15 protein-coding genes and 1 pseudogene are annotated in these 14865 nt (G+C 73.8%); 11 read left to right on the top strand and 5 right to left on the bottom strand.

From position 1 onward, the window contains the following. Positions 1–119: 119 nt before the first annotated feature. Both ahpD and AB0L25_RS34805 read right to left on the bottom strand, forming a co-directional pair. Positions 120–662, bottom strand: a complete 543-nt coding sequence (gene ahpD / locus AB0L25_RS34810) for an alkylhydroperoxidase, AhpD family (protein ID WP_378298891.1) — start codon at positions 660–662, stop codon at positions 120–122. Between the two features lie 139 nt (positions 663–801). Then, positions 802–1362, bottom strand: coding sequence for a peroxiredoxin (locus AB0L25_RS34805; RefSeq protein ID WP_500177081.1), 561 nt, complete (start codon positions 1360–1362; stop codon positions 802–804). Between the two features lie 885 nt (positions 1363–2247). Between AB0L25_RS34805 and AB0L25_RS34800 the strand changes: the two genes are divergently transcribed. From AB0L25_RS34800 to AB0L25_RS34785, 4 genes are all read left to right on the top strand, one after another. Further along, on the top strand, positions 2248–3534 hold the full coding sequence (locus AB0L25_RS34800) for an NsdA family TPR-like regulatory protein (protein ID WP_500177079.1): 1287 nt from the start codon (positions 2248–2250) through the stop codon (positions 3532–3534). Between the two features lie 81 nt (positions 3535–3615). Further along, positions 3616–4248 (top strand): TIR domain-containing protein, encoded by a 633-nt coding sequence (locus AB0L25_RS34795; RefSeq protein ID WP_500177077.1) that lies wholly within the window; start codon positions 3616–3618, stop codon positions 4246–4248. After that, entirely contained in the window at positions 4245–6536 is a 2292-nt protein-coding gene (locus AB0L25_RS34790; protein WP_500177076.1) for a hypothetical protein, read from the top strand. The genes AB0L25_RS34795 and AB0L25_RS34790 overlap by 4 nt, the downstream gene beginning before the upstream one ends. Next, on the top strand, positions 6536–7294 hold the full coding sequence (locus AB0L25_RS34785; RefSeq protein WP_500177075.1) for a hypothetical protein: 759 nt from the start codon (positions 6536–6538) through the stop codon (positions 7292–7294). Before AB0L25_RS34790 ends, AB0L25_RS34785 begins: the two co-directional genes overlap by 1 nt. 97 nt (positions 7295–7391) lie before the next feature. On the opposite strand, the gene AB0L25_RS34780 is transcribed toward AB0L25_RS34785, so the two are convergent. Next, entirely contained in the window at positions 7392–7679 is a 288-nt protein-coding gene (locus AB0L25_RS34780; protein WP_500177074.1) for a hypothetical protein, read from the bottom strand. Between the two features lie 115 nt (positions 7680–7794). Next, a pseudogene (locus AB0L25_RS34775) lies at positions 7795–7911 on the bottom strand (ABC transporter ATP-binding protein); the annotation flags it as partial. A 118-nt stretch (positions 7912–8029) separates the two neighbouring features. Between AB0L25_RS34775 and AB0L25_RS34770 the strand changes: the two are divergent. From AB0L25_RS34770 to AB0L25_RS34755, 4 genes are read left to right on the top strand one after another with little or no spacing between them, the layout of a single operon-like run. Continuing rightward, positions 8030–8770: an ATP-binding cassette domain-containing protein gene (locus tag AB0L25_RS34770; RefSeq protein WP_500177072.1), complete on the top strand. Its 741-nt coding sequence runs from the start codon at positions 8030–8032 to the stop codon at positions 8768–8770. A 56-nt stretch (positions 8771–8826) separates the two neighbouring features. After that, on the top strand, positions 8827–9207 hold the full coding sequence (locus AB0L25_RS34765) for an ArsR/SmtB family transcription factor (RefSeq protein ID WP_500177070.1): 381 nt from the start codon (positions 8827–8829) through the stop codon (positions 9205–9207). Continuing rightward, positions 9152–9622 (top strand): SRPBCC domain-containing protein, encoded by a 471-nt coding sequence (locus tag AB0L25_RS34760; protein ID WP_500177068.1) that lies wholly within the window; start codon positions 9152–9154, stop codon positions 9620–9622. Before AB0L25_RS34765 ends, AB0L25_RS34760 begins: the two co-directional genes overlap by 56 nt. Then, the gene (locus tag AB0L25_RS34755) at positions 9609–10181 is read left to right on the top strand and encodes a TIGR03086 family metal-binding protein (RefSeq protein WP_500177066.1); all 573 of its coding nucleotides are present in this window, start codon (positions 9609–9611) and stop codon (positions 10179–10181) included. The genes AB0L25_RS34760 and AB0L25_RS34755 overlap by 14 nt, the downstream gene beginning before the upstream one ends. 28 nt (positions 10182–10209) lie before the next feature. On the opposite strand, the gene AB0L25_RS34750 is transcribed toward AB0L25_RS34755, so the two are convergent. Further along, positions 10210–11115, bottom strand: a complete 906-nt coding sequence (locus tag AB0L25_RS34750) for an RNA polymerase sigma-70 factor (RefSeq protein ID WP_500177065.1) — start codon at positions 11113–11115, stop codon at positions 10210–10212. Positions 11116–11293: 178 nt separating this feature from the next. Between AB0L25_RS34750 and AB0L25_RS34745 the strand changes: the two genes are divergently transcribed. The 3 genes from AB0L25_RS34745 to deoC all read left to right on the top strand — a co-directional run bounded on the left by AB0L25_RS34745 (position 11294) and on the right by deoC (position 14865). Next, positions 11294–11779 (top strand): carboxymuconolactone decarboxylase family protein, encoded by a 486-nt coding sequence (locus AB0L25_RS34745; protein WP_500177063.1) that lies wholly within the window; start codon positions 11294–11296, stop codon positions 11777–11779. A gap of 136 nt (positions 11780–11915) precedes the next feature. Next, entirely contained in the window at positions 11916–13856 is a 1941-nt protein-coding gene (locus AB0L25_RS34740) for a WD40 repeat domain-containing serine/threonine protein kinase (RefSeq protein ID WP_500177062.1), read from the top strand. Positions 13857–13935: 79 nt separating this feature from the next. Then, on the top strand, positions 13936–14865 hold the full coding sequence (gene deoC / locus AB0L25_RS34735) for a deoxyribose-phosphate aldolase (RefSeq protein ID WP_500177060.1): 930 nt from the start codon (positions 13936–13938) through the stop codon (positions 14863–14865).

Raw genomic sequence — 14865 nt, 5'->3', positions numbered from 1 at the left:
TCACGGCCGCGCACCTCTGCGCCCCGGGGGTGCCGGTTTGTCACCCGTGCGTAAACCCGGGGGCTAACGGTGGGGCCGGGGTGCGTTCGCACCCGGGCCGCACGTGCCGCGCGTCGCCGTCAGACGGTGGCGGGGGCGAGGGCGGCCTCGGCCTCCAGCGTCGCGGCGGCGGCGTTCACGACGGCGGCGATGCGCAGCGCCTCCTGGACCAGCTCGCGCGACAGGCCGGCCTCGCGGACGACCTTCTCGTGCGACTCCAGGCACCGGCCGCAGCCGTTGATCGCCGACACGGCCAGCGACCACAGCTCGAAGTCGACCTTCTCGACGCCGGGCTTCGCGATGACCGACATCCGCAGCTTCGCGGGCAGCGTCGCGTACGTCTCGTCGCCGATCAGGTGCGTGGCGCGGTAGTACACGTTGTTCATCGCCATGATCGACGCCGCGGCCTTGGCGGCCTCGAACGCCTCCGCGGACAGGTAGTCGCCGGCCTCCTCGGCCAGCTCGCGGATGACGACGGCGCTGCGGGTGGCGAGCGCGCACGCCAGGACCGTCCCCCACAGCTGCTGCTCGCTGAGCTGCGAGGTGGACGTCAGGGAGCCCAGGTTGAGCTTGGTGTCCTTGGCGTAGCCAGGGAGGGCGCTCTTCAGCGCGTCAACGCTCATGATCAGAAAGTCCTTTCATGCGAACGGCCGGCCGCGCGTGCGCATGCGCTACGCGACCGGCCGCCGGTCCGGACGGCCCGTGCGGGCCGTCCGGCGGGGTGACCGGGTGCGTCCGGGACGGGCCGGACACGGGGCTGGATCAGGCGCCGGCGCCGGCCATCAGCTTGCCGGCGTCCAGGGTCTCCTCGCCCTTGTTCCAGTTGCAGGGGCAGAGCTCGTCGCTCTGCAGGGCGTCCAGGACCCGCAGGACCTCCTTGACGTTCCGGCCGACGGAACCGGCGGTCACCATGGAGAACTGGATCTCGTTGTTCGGGTCGACGATGAACGTCGCGCGCTGCGCCACGCCGTCCGCGGTGAGGATGCCGAGGGCCTCGCACAGCTCGCGGTTGAGGTCGGCCATCATCGGGAACGGGATCTCCCGCAGGTCCGGGTGGTCCTTGCGCCACGCGAAGTGGACGAACTCGTTGTCGACGGACGCGCCCAGCACCTGGGCGTCACGGTCGGCGAACTCCTCGTTCAGTCGGCCGAACTCGGCGATCTCGGTCGGACAGACGAAGGTGAAGTCCTTCGGCCAGAAGAACACCACGCGCCACTTGCCCTCGTACGTCTTGTGGTTGATCGTCTCGAAGGCGTTGTCCGCGTCCAGCGAGACACAGGCGGTCAGCTCGTACTCGGGGAACTGGTCACCGACAGTAAGCACGCATGCTCCTTTTTCGCGAGAAAGGGAACGCCTTCGTCGAGGCGTCGGAGTGCCACCCGGGACGGCTCCTCGGGGGGCTCGATGTCACTCAGCGTGCCGTACGGCCGTCGAGAAGAGAAATCGATCTATCCCACTGCACCGATAAGGGTTCCCTATCAGTCGCTGGTAAATGCGGTCTGACCAGCGGAAACGGGGGAGTGGTGAGAGGCGGGTCACTCCGGGGGTTGACCTAGATCACAAAGAAACGCCCGGTTTGCCGTTAACTCTCCGTTTATCTCGCGGCAAGTGCATCAAGGTACACCCTCGCGGTGTCCCGTCCGTCCCCGGGAGTCCGGTTGGCCCCCTCTGGGGTCCTCGTCGGAGGAGTACTCGCCGGAGGGGGTGCGCGGCCGGCGGGGAGCGGCCCGGAGGAGTGGCGTCCGACTTGACCTGTTATGCGCAGGTCATCCATAAAGGCGACGATTTCATGATCCACAAAGGGCGCGCGGGCGGTCTCCCGGAAAGGGGAAACGGGAAACCCGTGTTTTTCGGTCGACGCATGTGAAAACCACACGCGAGGCTTTACCCGCCCTTGGTACTCTGGTGTTCGCGTGGAGGTGTCCGGAGTTCATGCCCGATCCTCGAAAGCACCATGATCGCCCGGGAAGGCGTGCGCGGCGGCTTCCGGACGCCCGCAGCGCCGGGACGATCACGCAGGCCATGGACGTCCGGTCACCGGCCGGCGCGACGAATCACCGGCATTCCGCTCCCGTTTTCCGACGCATTGTTCCGTCGCGGCCACCGCGCGCCCCCCGCCGTCCGATCGTGAAACCGCGGCACGTCCGGAAAGCCTGACCGGGCGTCTGCTCCCGCCCGCCGGACCGACAACGGGAAACGGAGACCGGAATGCCGGAGACGATGGCAACATTCGGTGCGGAGCTTCGGCGAAGGCGCCTCGCGGCGGGACTGTCCCTGGCCGACCTGGGCGACCGGCTGCACTACAGCAAGGGCCACCTGAGCAAGGTCGAGCACGGGACCAAGCGGCCGTCGCCCGAACTGGCGCGCATGAGCGACGCGGTGCTCGGCGCGGGGGGCGCGCTCATCGCGCTCGCCGCGCGGCCGCCGCGCGGCGGCCGGGTCGCCGAACAGGCAGCGGACGACGAGGTGTGGCTGATGAACCTTCCGCTCGGCGGGGAAGGCCGGTTCCGACCCATGAACCGGCGCGAGGCGCTCGCGGTGACCTCGACGTCCGTCCTGGGCTTCGGGCTCGGCGCGCGCGGCATGACGGAGACCGCCGCCGAACCGGCCGTCCTGGACGGCTTCCGCGCGCTGCTCACCCAGTTCCGGAACCTCGGCCAGACGTCCGCCCCGGGCGTCGTCCTGCCCGCGGTCATCGCCCAGACGCACGTCCTGCGCGACCTGGCGGCGCGCGCTCCCGCGGGGACCCGGGACGACCTGCTCGTGCTGGCCGCGCGGTTCGCCGAGTACGCGGGCTGGATGGCGCAGGAGGCCGGCGACGACGAGGCGGCCCTGTGGTGGACGGCGAAGGCCGTCGAGACGGCGGCGGCGGGCGGCGACCGCGACCTCGCCGCCTACGCGCTCGTCCGGCGGGCGCTCGTGACCCTCTACCGGGACGACGCCGCGCAGACCGTCGAGCTCGCGCGTCGCGCGTGGTCCGCGCGCGGCGTCCCGGCGCGGATCCGCGGTCTCGCGGCGCAGCGCGAGGCCCAGGGGCACGCGCTGGCCGGGGACGGCGACGCCTGCATGCGCGGCCTCGACCGCGCCCGCGCGCTCCTCGCCGCCGACCCCGGGGAGGCGGCGTCCGGGCTCGGGTCCCGGAACCTGCCCGACCCGGTCTCCATGGTCACCGGCTGGTGCCTGTACGAGCTGGGCCGGCCGCGCGACGCCGCCGAGGTCCTGGACGCCGAGGTGGCGCGCATCCCGCCGGAGGCCCTGCGGTCCCGCGCGCGGTTCGGGGTCCGGCGGGCGCTGGCGCACGCGGCGGCGGGCGAGATCGAGCACGCCTGCGCGCTGGCGGCCCCGCTGCTGCCCGTCGCCGACGTCGTCGGCTCGGCGACGATCACGACCGACCTGCGGCGGCTGGCCCGGACGCTCGGCCGCCGCCGCGACCACGCGCCGGTGCGCGAGCTGTACCCGGCGCTCACCGCGTCCCTGCGCCCCGCCGGGACCTGACCCGGCGGCCGCTCGCCCCGCGACACGTTCACCGGGCCCCGAAGCCCGGCACCACGGACGAACCATGGAACGGAGCACGCCATGCCCGAGATCTTCATCAACTACCGCACCGGCGACGGGGAGAACGTCGCCGCCTTCCTCGACCGCGAGCTGTCCGCCCGGTTCGGCTGGGAGACGATCTTCCGGGCGAGCAAGTCGATCCCGTTCGGCGACGACTACCGGCGGGCGCTGCTGGACGGCGTCCGCCGCAGCGACGCGCTGCTCGCGCTCATCGGCGTCCGCTGGCTGGAGGTCCGCGAGGACGGCCGGCGCCGGATCGACCACCCGGACGACTGGGTCCGCCGGGAGATCATCGAGGCGTTCGGGAACGGCGTGCGGGTGATCCCGATCCTGCTCAACAACGCGCACCTGCCGACGTCCGACCAGTTGCCGCCGGAGCTGGAGGCGCTGGCCTTCTGCCAGCACACGCGCCTGGACGCCCGGAACCTGGACGCCGACCTCGGCCGGCTCGCGCGCGACCTCACCAAGATCGTCCCCGGGCTGGAGGAGGCCGCGCCGGCGGAGCCCGAGCCGGGGCCCGAGGCCGGTCCGCAGTTCATCAACAACGACAACACCCGTGTCGGTTTCCAGGCGGGACGGGTGGAGTCCGCGCCCATCGGCACCGACTTCTTCCGTGACGGGGACGGCCGCACCGGCTCGGGGGACGGGCGGTGAGCCCGGCCGCGCACCGCGCACGCGCGCGCGAGGCGTTCGAGCGGGTGGAGCGGGTGGTGAACGGCGCGGACCGCGACGGCTCGCGGCGGGCGTCCGGGTCCGGGCCCCGGTTCACCAACGACGGCGACACCCGCGTCGGGTTCCAGGCGGGCGTGGTCCACGAGGCGAACATCTACGTCGCCCTCGAGGACGACGAGCCCGACCGCAGGCTCGAGGTCGCCGAGAACTGCCTCGCCGGCGACATGCCGCGCCGCGCCGAGGAACTGCTCGGCGAGCTCGTCGCGTCGGGACGGCTCGCCGACCCGCCCCGGCGGCACCTCGCCTGCCGCGCCGCCTACCACTGGGCGCTGGCCGTGCTGAGCGACCGTCCGTTCGAGCTGCTGGACGGCGACCGGCTCCGCGACGTCGAGGCGGCCCGCACGGCCGCGCTCGGCGGACCGGACGACGAGTGGCGCCGGGCACTCGACGTCGTGTACCGGCTCCTCGGCCGGCTGCTCGCCGAGGAGCAGGCGGGCGAGCAGGCGGGCGAGCACGGCCCGGGCTTCCTCGACGACGTCCTCGCCGAGTTCGACCGGCTGCCCGAGCCGCGCCGGGAGGAGATCCACCGCCACCTCGACCTCCTGCTGAGCGGCGTCGCGCAGGACCGCGTCGACGCCCGTCTCGCCGACCTCGTCCGCGAGCGGCGCAACGGGAACGGCCGGGAGGAGCGGGTGTGGAAGTTCTTCGAGCCCGTCCCGGCGGAACCGCGGCCGCTGGACGCCCGCCCGTTCGAGCCCGGGATCTTCCGCTGGGCGCTGACGGTCTGCGGGTCGATCCTGGCGGGCGTCGGGCTCGCGGTGGCGTTCCTGATGGTGATCGAGCAGAACGTCCGGTCGGCGGTCGTCGCGGGCGTGCTGCTGCTCGCCGCGGCGGGGCTCGGCTGCGCGTTCGCGCCGCGGCAGGCGCCGCGCCGCCACTCGCCGTTCCCGGCCCGCAGGCCGGTGACCGTGCCGACGCCGTTCAGCCGCCACGTCGCCCACCGCGTCGAGGTCGAGTTCGACAAGCGCGCCCCGCACGGGGTCGTCGAGCGGTCCGCGTGGACGCTCGCGACGCGGCAGCGCCGGTCCACCCTCGCCACCGAGATCGCCAACCTGTACGCCGAGCCGAAGGTCGACGCGGGCGCGATCGACTGGCTGATCGCCTGGCACGCCCGGGAGGCCGCGCGGGAGTGGAGCGAGGGCAGCGGGAAGGGGCGGCTGTGGCAGCGGGTGCCCCCGCGGCTGCTGACCATCGCCGAGATCATCATGGTCACCTACGCGGGCCTCACCCTGCTGACCGTCGCGTCGCTCTACCAGCCGGACATCGCGCTCGTCATGCTGGCGTGGGTCGCGGGCGGCGCCGTCCTCGCGGCCTTCGGCAGGGCGGACGTCCTGGTCGTGGCGCGGCTGCACGCGGGGCGCGCGGAGAAGGCCGCCGAGCTGCGGCTGCGGGCGGAGCGGAAGGCGTACGAGGAGCGCGTCGCGCTGCTCCGCGACCGTCCGACCGACACCGAGATGGCCCGCTGGCTGGACTTCGACAAGATCTACCTCAAGTCACTGGCGATGAACCAGTACGGGCTCGGCAGCCGGGACGTCCTCCAGCACGCGTTCCTCACCGAGGCCGTGCCCACCGCCCGCCGCGCGCGCGTCCACCGGGGGCCGCCGCGCTTCTCGGCGTACATCGTGTGGGTGTTCCTGCTCACCGAGTCCGGGGTGCGGCAGGTGGCCGTCCACCTCGACTTCCCGACGGGCATCGCCAAGGACCAGCACCGCACCGCGTTCCGGTACGACGCGCTCACCGCCGCCGAGGTCGTCGAGCGCGGCATCCGGCTGGACGACGGCAGGCGCCGGCCGATGCTGCCGCGGGCGGACGGACGCGCCGAGCCGGACCGGTCGTCGTTCGTCCTCGACCAGCTGTTCCGGCTCACCCTCGGCAGCGGCCACCAGGTGGACATCCGCGTGGAGTACCTGGACGCGTGGCTCACCCGGGACGCGGACCGCCGGACCGGCGGCGACGACGCCCCGCCGCCCGGCGACTCCGACCTGAGCGGTGCGCTCGGCCTGCTGGAGGCGGTGGCGGCCGACGGGCGCGACTGGATCCGGCAGGCCAAGGACCGCCGCCGACGGCGCCTGCGCCACGAGCACGGCGGCACCGGCCCGGGCCCCGGCCGTCCGCGGCCCGGCCCCAACGGGGCGCCGGGCCCCGGCCCGCGGCCCCGCCCCGCCCCGGACGACGACCCGCTCGGACACGGACGGGAGACGACCCTCTGATGCGATGCCGCTGGTGCGACAACGACAACATCGTGACCCGCCGGGCCTGCACCCACTGCGGTGAGGAGATGCCCCGGCCGCGGGACGCCCGCGCGCCGGACGGGCACCGCGCGCCGCCGGGAGAGGCCGAGCCCTCGGCCGTCGCCGAGACCTGGAAGAGCGTGGGCGTGGCGGTGGTCATGTTCGCCGCGCTCGTCGCGGGCGGGCGGTTCACGGTCACGAGCTGGCCCGAGACGTACGAGCCGCCGGAGGCCGGGTCCGCCGCGCCGGCGACGACCGGCGTCCCGGCGATCGGTGCGGAGAACCCCGCGGAGAACCCGGAGACGTCCCCCGAGAGCCCGGGGATGCCCGCGGCCGACCTCCTCGCCGAGATCCGGGCGACCAGGTCGAAGCTGCCGGACACGCTCGGCGACTGCCTCACCGTCGAGTCCGACCTGCCGGTGCTGCGGGAGGTGACCGAGGAGCGCAGAGCGCAGGCGGAGAGCGCGGCGAGCGCCGACTTCGGCACCGCCATGGACGCGGACGCCCTGCGGAGCGCGCTCGCGGAGATGACGCGGCTGTCGCTGGCGGCGGACGAGGAGTACATCCGCTGGGCGGACGCCGCCGTGTCGACCGGCGCGTGCTCGCACGCCTCGGCGGACGGGGCGGTCACGTCCGCCAACACGGCCGCCGAGAACGCCAAGCAGGCGTTCGTCGAACTGTGGAACGCGAACGCCGAAGCCCAGGGCGGGCCGACCTACACGTGGTCGGACTTCTAGGCGGACGTCCGTCCGGGACTCCGCGGGGGCGGGTCCCGGACGGACGCCGTTCAAGAGAAGATCCCGATGAGTGCCGGAACGGCCAGGACGAGCAGGATCAACCCCTCGAAATAGGAATGGTGAGGACGAGGTCTTCGAGGGTGACCTGCCCGACCGTCCACGCGGGGTCGAGGATCGGGCCGTCCGAGCGGACGAGGAACGTGCTCTGCCGGTCGGTGTGGCTTTCGGACACGACGTGCTGGTCGCCCGGCAGCCGCGCGGCGTCCCGGCGCGGGCCGCTCAGCCGGTGGTGGGACGCGAGCAGGTCGTCGACGTCGCCGCTGACCTGCACCCGGGACGCCGCCGGCACGACCAGGTGGTCGCAGACCCGTTCGAGGTCGGACACCAGGTGCGACGACGGAGCCCGAGCCGGTCGATGCGCTCCCGCGCCAGGCGCCGTCCCATCCGGGGTTGAGCCGGGCGCCGAGCCGGAAGTGCTCCTCGACGGTGAGCCGCGCGTACGTCGGGGTGTCCTGCGCGACGAACCCGACCTTCGCGAGCCGCGCGGGCCCGCTCGCGGGCCGCCCGCCCACCACCGTGATCTCGCCCTCGGTCGGCGCGAGCCGCCCCGCGGCCAGGCTGAGCAGCGTCGTCTTGCCCGCGCCGTTCGAGCCGACGAGCCCGACATCTCATACGCTCCGGCCGGCGGCATCCGGGCCTCTTGCGGTGCGGGCGGGGGGTCAGCAGAGTGGCCGGATGGCGACTGCGGAACTGCGCGGCTTGACCGTCCACATCGACACGGGACGGTGGGCCGAGACGGTGCTCGACGACGTGGACCTCGACGTCCCGGCCGGGCGGATCACGGCGCTGCTCGGCGAGTCCGGCTGCGGCAAGTCGATGGTCGCCGCGGCGCTGGCGGGGCGGTTGCCGGCGTCCGCGCGCAGCAGCGGGCAGGTCCACGTCGGCGGCGCGGTCGTCCGCGACGACCAGTGGCGCGAGCTGCGCGGCGGAACCGTCGGGCTGGTGCCGCAGGAGGGGGTCACGGCCTTCGACGCGGGGGAGACCGTGGGCGTGCAGCTGCGGGAGCTGGAGCGCCGGTACGGGCGGTGGAGCCTCGATCGCGCGTGCGAGGCCGCCCGGTATCCCGCCGAGTTGCTCGACCTCTATCCCGGTCAGCATTCCGGCGGCCAGATCCAGCGGGCCGCGCTCGCCGCCGCGCTGCTGCCCGCGCCGGACGTCCTCGTCGCGGACGAGGCCGCCGCGTCGCTCGACCTCGAGACCGCGTACGGGGTGTGGACGACCCTCCGCGCGTACGCCGACGGCGGCGCGGCCGTCCTCGCGATCACGCACGACGTTCCGATGCTGACCGCGACCCGCGTCGCCGACCGCGTCGTGCTCATGCGCGGCGGCCGGGTCGCCGCGACGGGCGCGCTCACCGAGCTGGCCCGACTCGCCGACCCCTACGTGCGCGGCTTCTTCCGGCCGACCGGCGGTTGACGCGCGCGGCGGCGCACCCCTACGGTACTTTCAACCAACGAGTTGAAAGCTGCAGGATGACGACGGACACGCTGCCCCGGCTCTTCGCCGCGCTCGCGGACCCGACCCGCCTCGACATGGTGGCCCGCCTCTCCGCGGGCGACGCGACCGTGAACGAGCTGGCGGAGCCGTACCGGATGTCGCTGCAGGCGGTCTACAAGCACCTGCGGGTCCTCGAGGACGCCGGGCTCGTCAGCCGGCCGCGGGGACCGCAACCCCGGCCGGTGCGCCTGGAGGTCGGGGCCCTCGACCTGATGGACACCTGGATCGAGCGCCACCGGCGCCGCGTCGAGGAACGCCACCGGCGCCTCGACGCCGTCCTGGCGGAGATGGAGGACGACGATGGAGACGGTCATCGAGGCCGTCCCGGACCTGCCGGTGATCCGGACGGCCCGTGACTTCGCCGCGACGCCCGAGCGGCTGCTGCGCGCCCACACCGACCCCGTCCTGTTCGCGCGGTGGGTGGGGCCCGACCCGGTGAGCACCCGCATCGAGCACTGGGACGCCCGCACCGGCGGCAGCTGGCGGTACGTCTCGGAGCACGACCGCGTGGAGTACCGGTTCTACGGGTGCTTCCACGAGATACGACCGGACCGCATCGTGCAGACGTTCACGTACGAGGGCGACCCCGACCGGGTCGCGCTGGAGACGCTGTGGTTCGAGGCCCTGCCCGAGGGGCGCACGCGGCTGCGCACGCAGTCGCTGGTCGACAGCTTCGAGAGCCGCGACGCGTTTCTGCGCGGCGGCATGGACGTCGGTGTCGACGAGGGGTACGCCAAACTGGAGAGGATGCTGATCGATGGCACTGTCTGAACACCCGGCCGAACGGCACCGGCAGGTCGCGGGCCTGTTCACCGAACGCGTCCGCGGAACCCGGTCGTGGGACGCGCCCGCACCGGTCGCCGGCTGGACCGCCCGCGACGTCGTCCGCCACCTGACCGACTGGTTCCCCGGGTTCCTGGCGGCCGGCGCCGGCATCGACCTGCGCCGCGGACCGTCGGTGGACGACGACCCGGTCGCCGCCTGGCGGGTCCACCGCGACGCGGTGCAGGAGGTGCTGGACGACCCGGAGACCGGGCGTCGGCAGTTCAGCAACCCGCACATCGGCGACCTGCCGCTGGCGACCGCGATCGACCGGTTCTACACCGCCGACGTCTTCATGCACACCTGGGACCTCGCCCGCGCCACCGGCCAGGACGACCGGCTCGACCCCGGCTTCTGCGCCGAACTCCTCGGCGGCATGGAGCCGATGGACGAGGTCCTCCGATCGTCCGGCCAGTACGGCCCGCGCGTCGAGGTGCCCCCGGACGCGGACGTCCAGACCCGGATGCTCGGCTTCATCGGCCGCGACCCGTCCTGGTCCGGCCGGTGAGCGGCGCGAGGGCGCCCGCGGAGGGCGGTCAGCGGCTCACGGGGATCTCCCGCTCGATGTGGGAGAGCTTCTCGGGGTTGCGCACCACGTAGAGGCCGGTGATCAGGTCGTCGTCGATCCGCATCGCGACGACCGAATCGATCTCCCCGTCGATCCGGACGAGCAGCGCCGGGCGTCCGTTGACCTGCACCGGCTCGACCGCCAGGTCGCCCTTGAAGCGGGGCACGCCGACGGCCAGCAGGCGGCCGACCTTGTCGGCGCCCACGATCGGGCGCACCACGGCCTGCCGGACGCCGCCGCCGTCGCCGAGGAGGACGACGTCCGGCGCGAGCATGTCGACGAGGGACTGCAGGTCGCCGGTCTCGAGGGCGCGCCGGAACGCGTCGATCGCCGCGCGGCCCTCGGCGGGGGAGACGTCGGTGCGGGGGCGGCGGGCGGCGACGTGCGCGCGGGCCCGGTGAGCGATCTGGCGGACGGCGGCCGGGCTCTTGCCGACGGCCTCGGCGATCTCGTCGTAGCCGAGGTCGAACACCTCGCGCAGCACGAACACGGCGCGCTCGGTCGGGCCGAGGGTCTCCAGCACCAGCATCATCGCCATCGAGATGCTGTCGGCGAGCTCGACGTCCTCGGCCACGTCCGGCGAGGTCAGCAGGGGTTCGGGCAGCCACGGGCCGATGTAGGACTCCTTGCGGCGGCGGAGCGTGCGCAGCCGGACGAGCGCCTGCCGGGTGACGACCCGGACCAGGTACGCGCGGGGCTCCCGCACCGCGTCGAAGTCGACGTCCGCCCAGCGCAGCCACGCCTCCTGCAGGACGTCCTCGGCGTCGGCGGCGGAACCGAGCATCTCGTAGGCGACGGTGAACAGCAGGTTGCGATGGGCGACGAACGCCTCGGTGGCCGGATCCATCGGCTCGTCGGGGTGCGTCTCGCTCATGGTCGGCTCCTGCCCGTTTCGGTCAGCGTGCACCCACAAGGTGCCGGTCACGGCCGGTTTGTGACGCCCCCGCCCGGTGGCGTACGTCACATCGCGGGGCCGTCACAGGGGTCGGGGCGCCGGCATCTCGTGGTCGAGATGCCGCTCGGACGGCACGCCCACGAGTGAGGAGCACGTCATGGAGGCCCGTTTCAACCTGTTCGACAGCGCGACCGCGGCGAAGTTCGCCAAGCGGGTGCACGGCGCGGGCACGGTCCTCGAGCAGTCGTCGCTGCCGAAGGCCACCCGCGAGCTGGTGATGCTGCGCGTCAGCCAGATCAACGGCTGCGCGATGTGCATCGACATCCACACCAAGGAGGCGTCGGCCGCCGGGGAGGACGACGTCCGGCTGCACCTGGTCGCCGCGTGGCGCGAGGCGACGGTGTTCACCGAGGCCGAGCGGGCGGCGCTGGCGCTCGCCGAGGAGGGCACCCGGCTCGCCGACGCCGGCGAGGGCGTGTCCGACGAGACGTGGGCGCGGGTGCGGGAGCACTACGACGACGACCAGACCGGCACGCTGATCGCGGTGATCGCGATGATCAACGCCGCGAACCGGATGAACGTGATCGTGCGCACGCCGGCGGGCTCCTACGCGCCGGGCATGATCGCGACCGCGCTGGACTGACCGCGCGGCCGACCGGCCCCGGATCGGACGATCCGGGGCCGGTCCGCGCCCGCCGCGCGGTCGAACTCTGGACCCCGGACGCCGATTCCTGGTGGGATGTGGCGGGACCGCAGGGCTGGAGGCGAGGGTGCGGCGGATGACGGAGCTGGCCGGCCGGTACCGCCTGGAGGAGCCGCTCGGCCGGGGCGGGATGGGCGAGGTGTGGCGCGGGGTCGATCTGCGGCTGCGCCGCCCGGTCGCCGTCAAGATCCTCCCCCTGGCGCACGCGGCCGAACCGACCGCGGTGGCCCGGTTCCGGCGGGAGGCCGAGGTCGCCGCGACCGTGAACCATCCGGGCATCACCACGGTCTTCGACATCGACGAGCACGACGACGGGGACGAGCGCCGGCTGTTCCTCGTGATGGAGCTGATGGTCGGCCGCGACCTGCGCCACGTGCTCGCCGCCGCCCCCGGCGGCCTGCCGGTCGGGCGGGCCGGCGAGCTGGGCGCGCAGATCGCCGCCGCGCTCGCCGCCGCCCACCGCGCCGGCGTGGTCCACCGCGACGTCAAACCGGCCAACCTGTTCCTGCTGGACGACGGACGGGCGAAGGTGTGCGACTTCGGGATCGCCCGCCTCGCCGACGCCACGAAGATCACCGCGACCGGAGCGTCGGCCGGGACGCCGCTGTACATGGCGCCCGAGCAGATCCGGGGCGAACGGGTGGACCACCGCACCGACCTGTACGCCTTCGGCTGCGTCCTGTACGAGATGCTCACCGGCACCACGTGGGTCGAGACGGGCGCGAACGTCGGCGCCGTCCTCTACCAGCACCTCGAACGGGCACCGTCGCCGCCGAGGACGCTGCGGCCGGAGATCCCCGGCGATCTGGACGCGCTGGTGCTGGAGCTGCTGGCCAAGAGCCCCGGGGACCGGCCGCCGGACGCCGCGTCCGTCGCCGAGCGCCTGCGCGGGTCCGGGCCCCCGGCACGGGACGTCCGTCCGGTGGCGGACACCGCGCGGACGCCCGCGGCGGACCGGGCGACCCTCGCACCCGGGCGACCGGCGGTCGATCCCGTGGCGGCGGACCCGTCGCTCGCGCCGGGGCGGGTCGGGCGGCGCACCGTGCTCCTCGCCGGTCTCGGGGCGGCCGTCCTCGTCGGCGTGACCACGGCGCTCCTGCTGGAGGAGGGCCCGCCCGAGACCTTCCCGACCTACGGCGACTACGAGGAGCACATCGCTTCGGTGGCGTTCAGGCCGGACGGCCGGTACCTCGCGACCGCGAGCGGCAGCAGGGTCAGGCTGTGGGAGACGGCCACCGGCCGCGAATCCGGCGTCTCCTTCAACGGCCAGGTCGGGGCGAAGGTGGAGGCGGTGGCGTTCAGCCCGGACGGCGGGCTTCTCGCCGCCGCCGCGGACGACCGTGTCCGGGTGTGGAACGCGTCCACCGGCCGGCGCGTCGCCGATCTCGAAGGCCATATCGGCACCGTGACGGACGTGGCGTTCGCTCCGGACGGCAGGACCATCGCCACCGGCGGCACCGACCAGTCCGCCCGTCTCTGGGACGTCGCCGCGGCCCGCGCGACCGCCGTCCTCACCGGCCACGGCGGCTCGGTCTCGGCGGTGGCGTTCGCCCCGGACGGCCGGACACTGGCGACCGGCGGCCGGGACGGCACCGTCCGGCTGTGGGACGTGGCCACGCGCCGCACCACCGCCACCCTCGACGGCGACGCCGACGCCGACGCCGTTCTCGCGGTGGCGTTCAGCCCTGACGGGAAGACCCTGGCGACGAGCGACAACGCCGGTCCCATCCGGTTGTGGGACGTGGCCGGGCGCCGCGTCGCGGGCACGCTCGACGGCCACGACGGCGCGGTCTGGTCGGTCGTGTTCAGCCGGGACGGCCGGAGGCTCGCCAGCGGCGGCGGCGACGGCAAGGCCCGGTTGTGGGACGTGGCCGGCGGTCGCGAGATCATGTCGTACACCACCGGCGACGTCATCATCAACACGGTGGCGTTCAGCCCGGACGGCAGGACCCTCGCCCTGGGCAACTCCGACGGCGACAATCCGGGAAGTTCGCTCTGGCTGCGGAAGATCCCCTGATCCGCGCCGGGCGCGCCGGACGGGGAAGTCGTGACGTGCGTGTTTTGTGCCGGTGACCTACTTCGGCGATGCTGAGGGCGTGTCAACGGAGACTCTTACCGGCGCCGCCGAGCTGCGCGCCTTCCTGCACGGCCTTCCGGGCGTCGACCGGGTCGGCGCCGAGGAACGGGCGGCGCGGCTCGCGGGCCGGTCGATCAAGACGTCGGCGAAGGCCGCGGCGATCGACCTCGCGATCTCGATGGTGGACCTGACCACGCTCGAGGGCGCCGACACGCCCGGGAAGGTGCGGGCGCTGTGCGCGAAGGCCGCCCGCCCCGACCCGGACGATCCGGACGTGCCGAGGGTCGCGGCGGTGTGCGTCTACTCCGACCTCGTGGACGTCGCGGTGCGGGCGCTGGACGGCACGGGCATCGGCGTCGCGAGCGTCGCGACCTCGTTCCCGTCCGGACGCGCGCCGCTCGAGGCGAAGCTCGCCGACACCCGGGCGGCGGTCGCGGCCGGGGCGGCCGAGATCGACATGGTGATCGACCGGGGCGCTTTCCTCGCGGGCGACTACGCGAAGGTGGCCGGCGAGATCGCCGCCGTGAAGGAGGCGTGCGGGTCCGCGCACCTGAAGGTGATCCTCGAGACGGGCGAGCTGGCGACGCTCGACAACGTGCGGCGCGCGTCCTGGCTGGCTATGCGCGCCGGGGGCGACTTCATCAAGACCTCGACGGGCAAGGTGTCCCCGGCGGCGACGCTGCCGGTCACGCTCGTGATGCTGGAGGCCGTCCGCGACTTCCGCGCCGCGACGGGACGGCAGGTCGGGGTGAAGCCCGCGGGCGGCATCCGCACCACCAAGGACGCGATCAAGTACCTGGTGCTGGTGAACGAGACGGCCGGGCCCGACTGGCTGACGCCCGACTGGTTCCGGCTGGGCGCGTCCAGCGTGCTGAACGATCTGCTGATGCAGCGCCGCAAGCTCGCCACCGGGGTGTACTCCGGTCCCGACTACTTCACCCTGGACTGA

The organism is Spirillospora sp. NPDC052242 (genome assembly GCF_040679555.1).
In the GTDB taxonomy this organism is placed as follows: Bacteria; Actinomycetota; Actinomycetes; order Streptosporangiales; family Streptosporangiaceae; genus Spirillospora.
This window is presented reverse-complemented; position numbering and strand designations above follow the sequence as displayed.

What these genes read in the sequence shown, in the direction of transcription:
- AB0L25_RS34795 (WP_500177077.1), top strand. Translation starts at nt 3,616, where the DNA reads ATGCCCGAGATCTTCATCAACTACCGCACCGGCGACGGGGAGAACGTC.
- AB0L25_RS34770 (WP_500177072.1), top strand. Translation starts at nt 8,030, where the DNA reads ATGGCGACTGCGGAACTGCGCGGCTTGACCGTCCACATCGACACGGGA.
- ahpD (WP_378298891.1), bottom strand. Translation starts at nt 662, where the DNA reads ATGAGCGTTGACGCGCTGAAGAGCGCCCTCCCTGGCTACGCCAAGGAC.
- AB0L25_RS34785 (WP_500177075.1), top strand. Translation starts at nt 6,536, where the DNA reads ATGCGATGCCGCTGGTGCGACAACGACAACATCGTGACCCGCCGGGCC.
- AB0L25_RS34755 (WP_500177066.1), top strand. Translation starts at nt 9,609, where the DNA reads ATGGCACTGTCTGAACACCCGGCCGAACGGCACCGGCAGGTCGCGGGC.
- AB0L25_RS34760 (WP_500177068.1), top strand. Translation starts at nt 9,152, where the DNA reads ATGGAGACGGTCATCGAGGCCGTCCCGGACCTGCCGGTGATCCGGACG.
- AB0L25_RS34740 (WP_500177062.1), top strand. Translation starts at nt 11,916, where the DNA reads ATGACGGAGCTGGCCGGCCGGTACCGCCTGGAGGAGCCGCTCGGCCGG.
- AB0L25_RS34745 (WP_500177063.1), top strand. Translation starts at nt 11,294, where the DNA reads ATGGAGGCCCGTTTCAACCTGTTCGACAGCGCGACCGCGGCGAAGTTC.
- AB0L25_RS34800 (WP_500177079.1), top strand. Translation starts at nt 2,248, where the DNA reads ATGCCGGAGACGATGGCAACATTCGGTGCGGAGCTTCGGCGAAGGCGC.
- AB0L25_RS34750 (WP_500177065.1), bottom strand. Translation starts at nt 11,115, where the DNA reads ATGAGCGAGACGCACCCCGACGAGCCGATGGATCCGGCCACCGAGGCG.
- AB0L25_RS34765 (WP_500177070.1), top strand. Translation starts at nt 8,827, where the DNA reads ATGACGACGGACACGCTGCCCCGGCTCTTCGCCGCGCTCGCGGACCCG.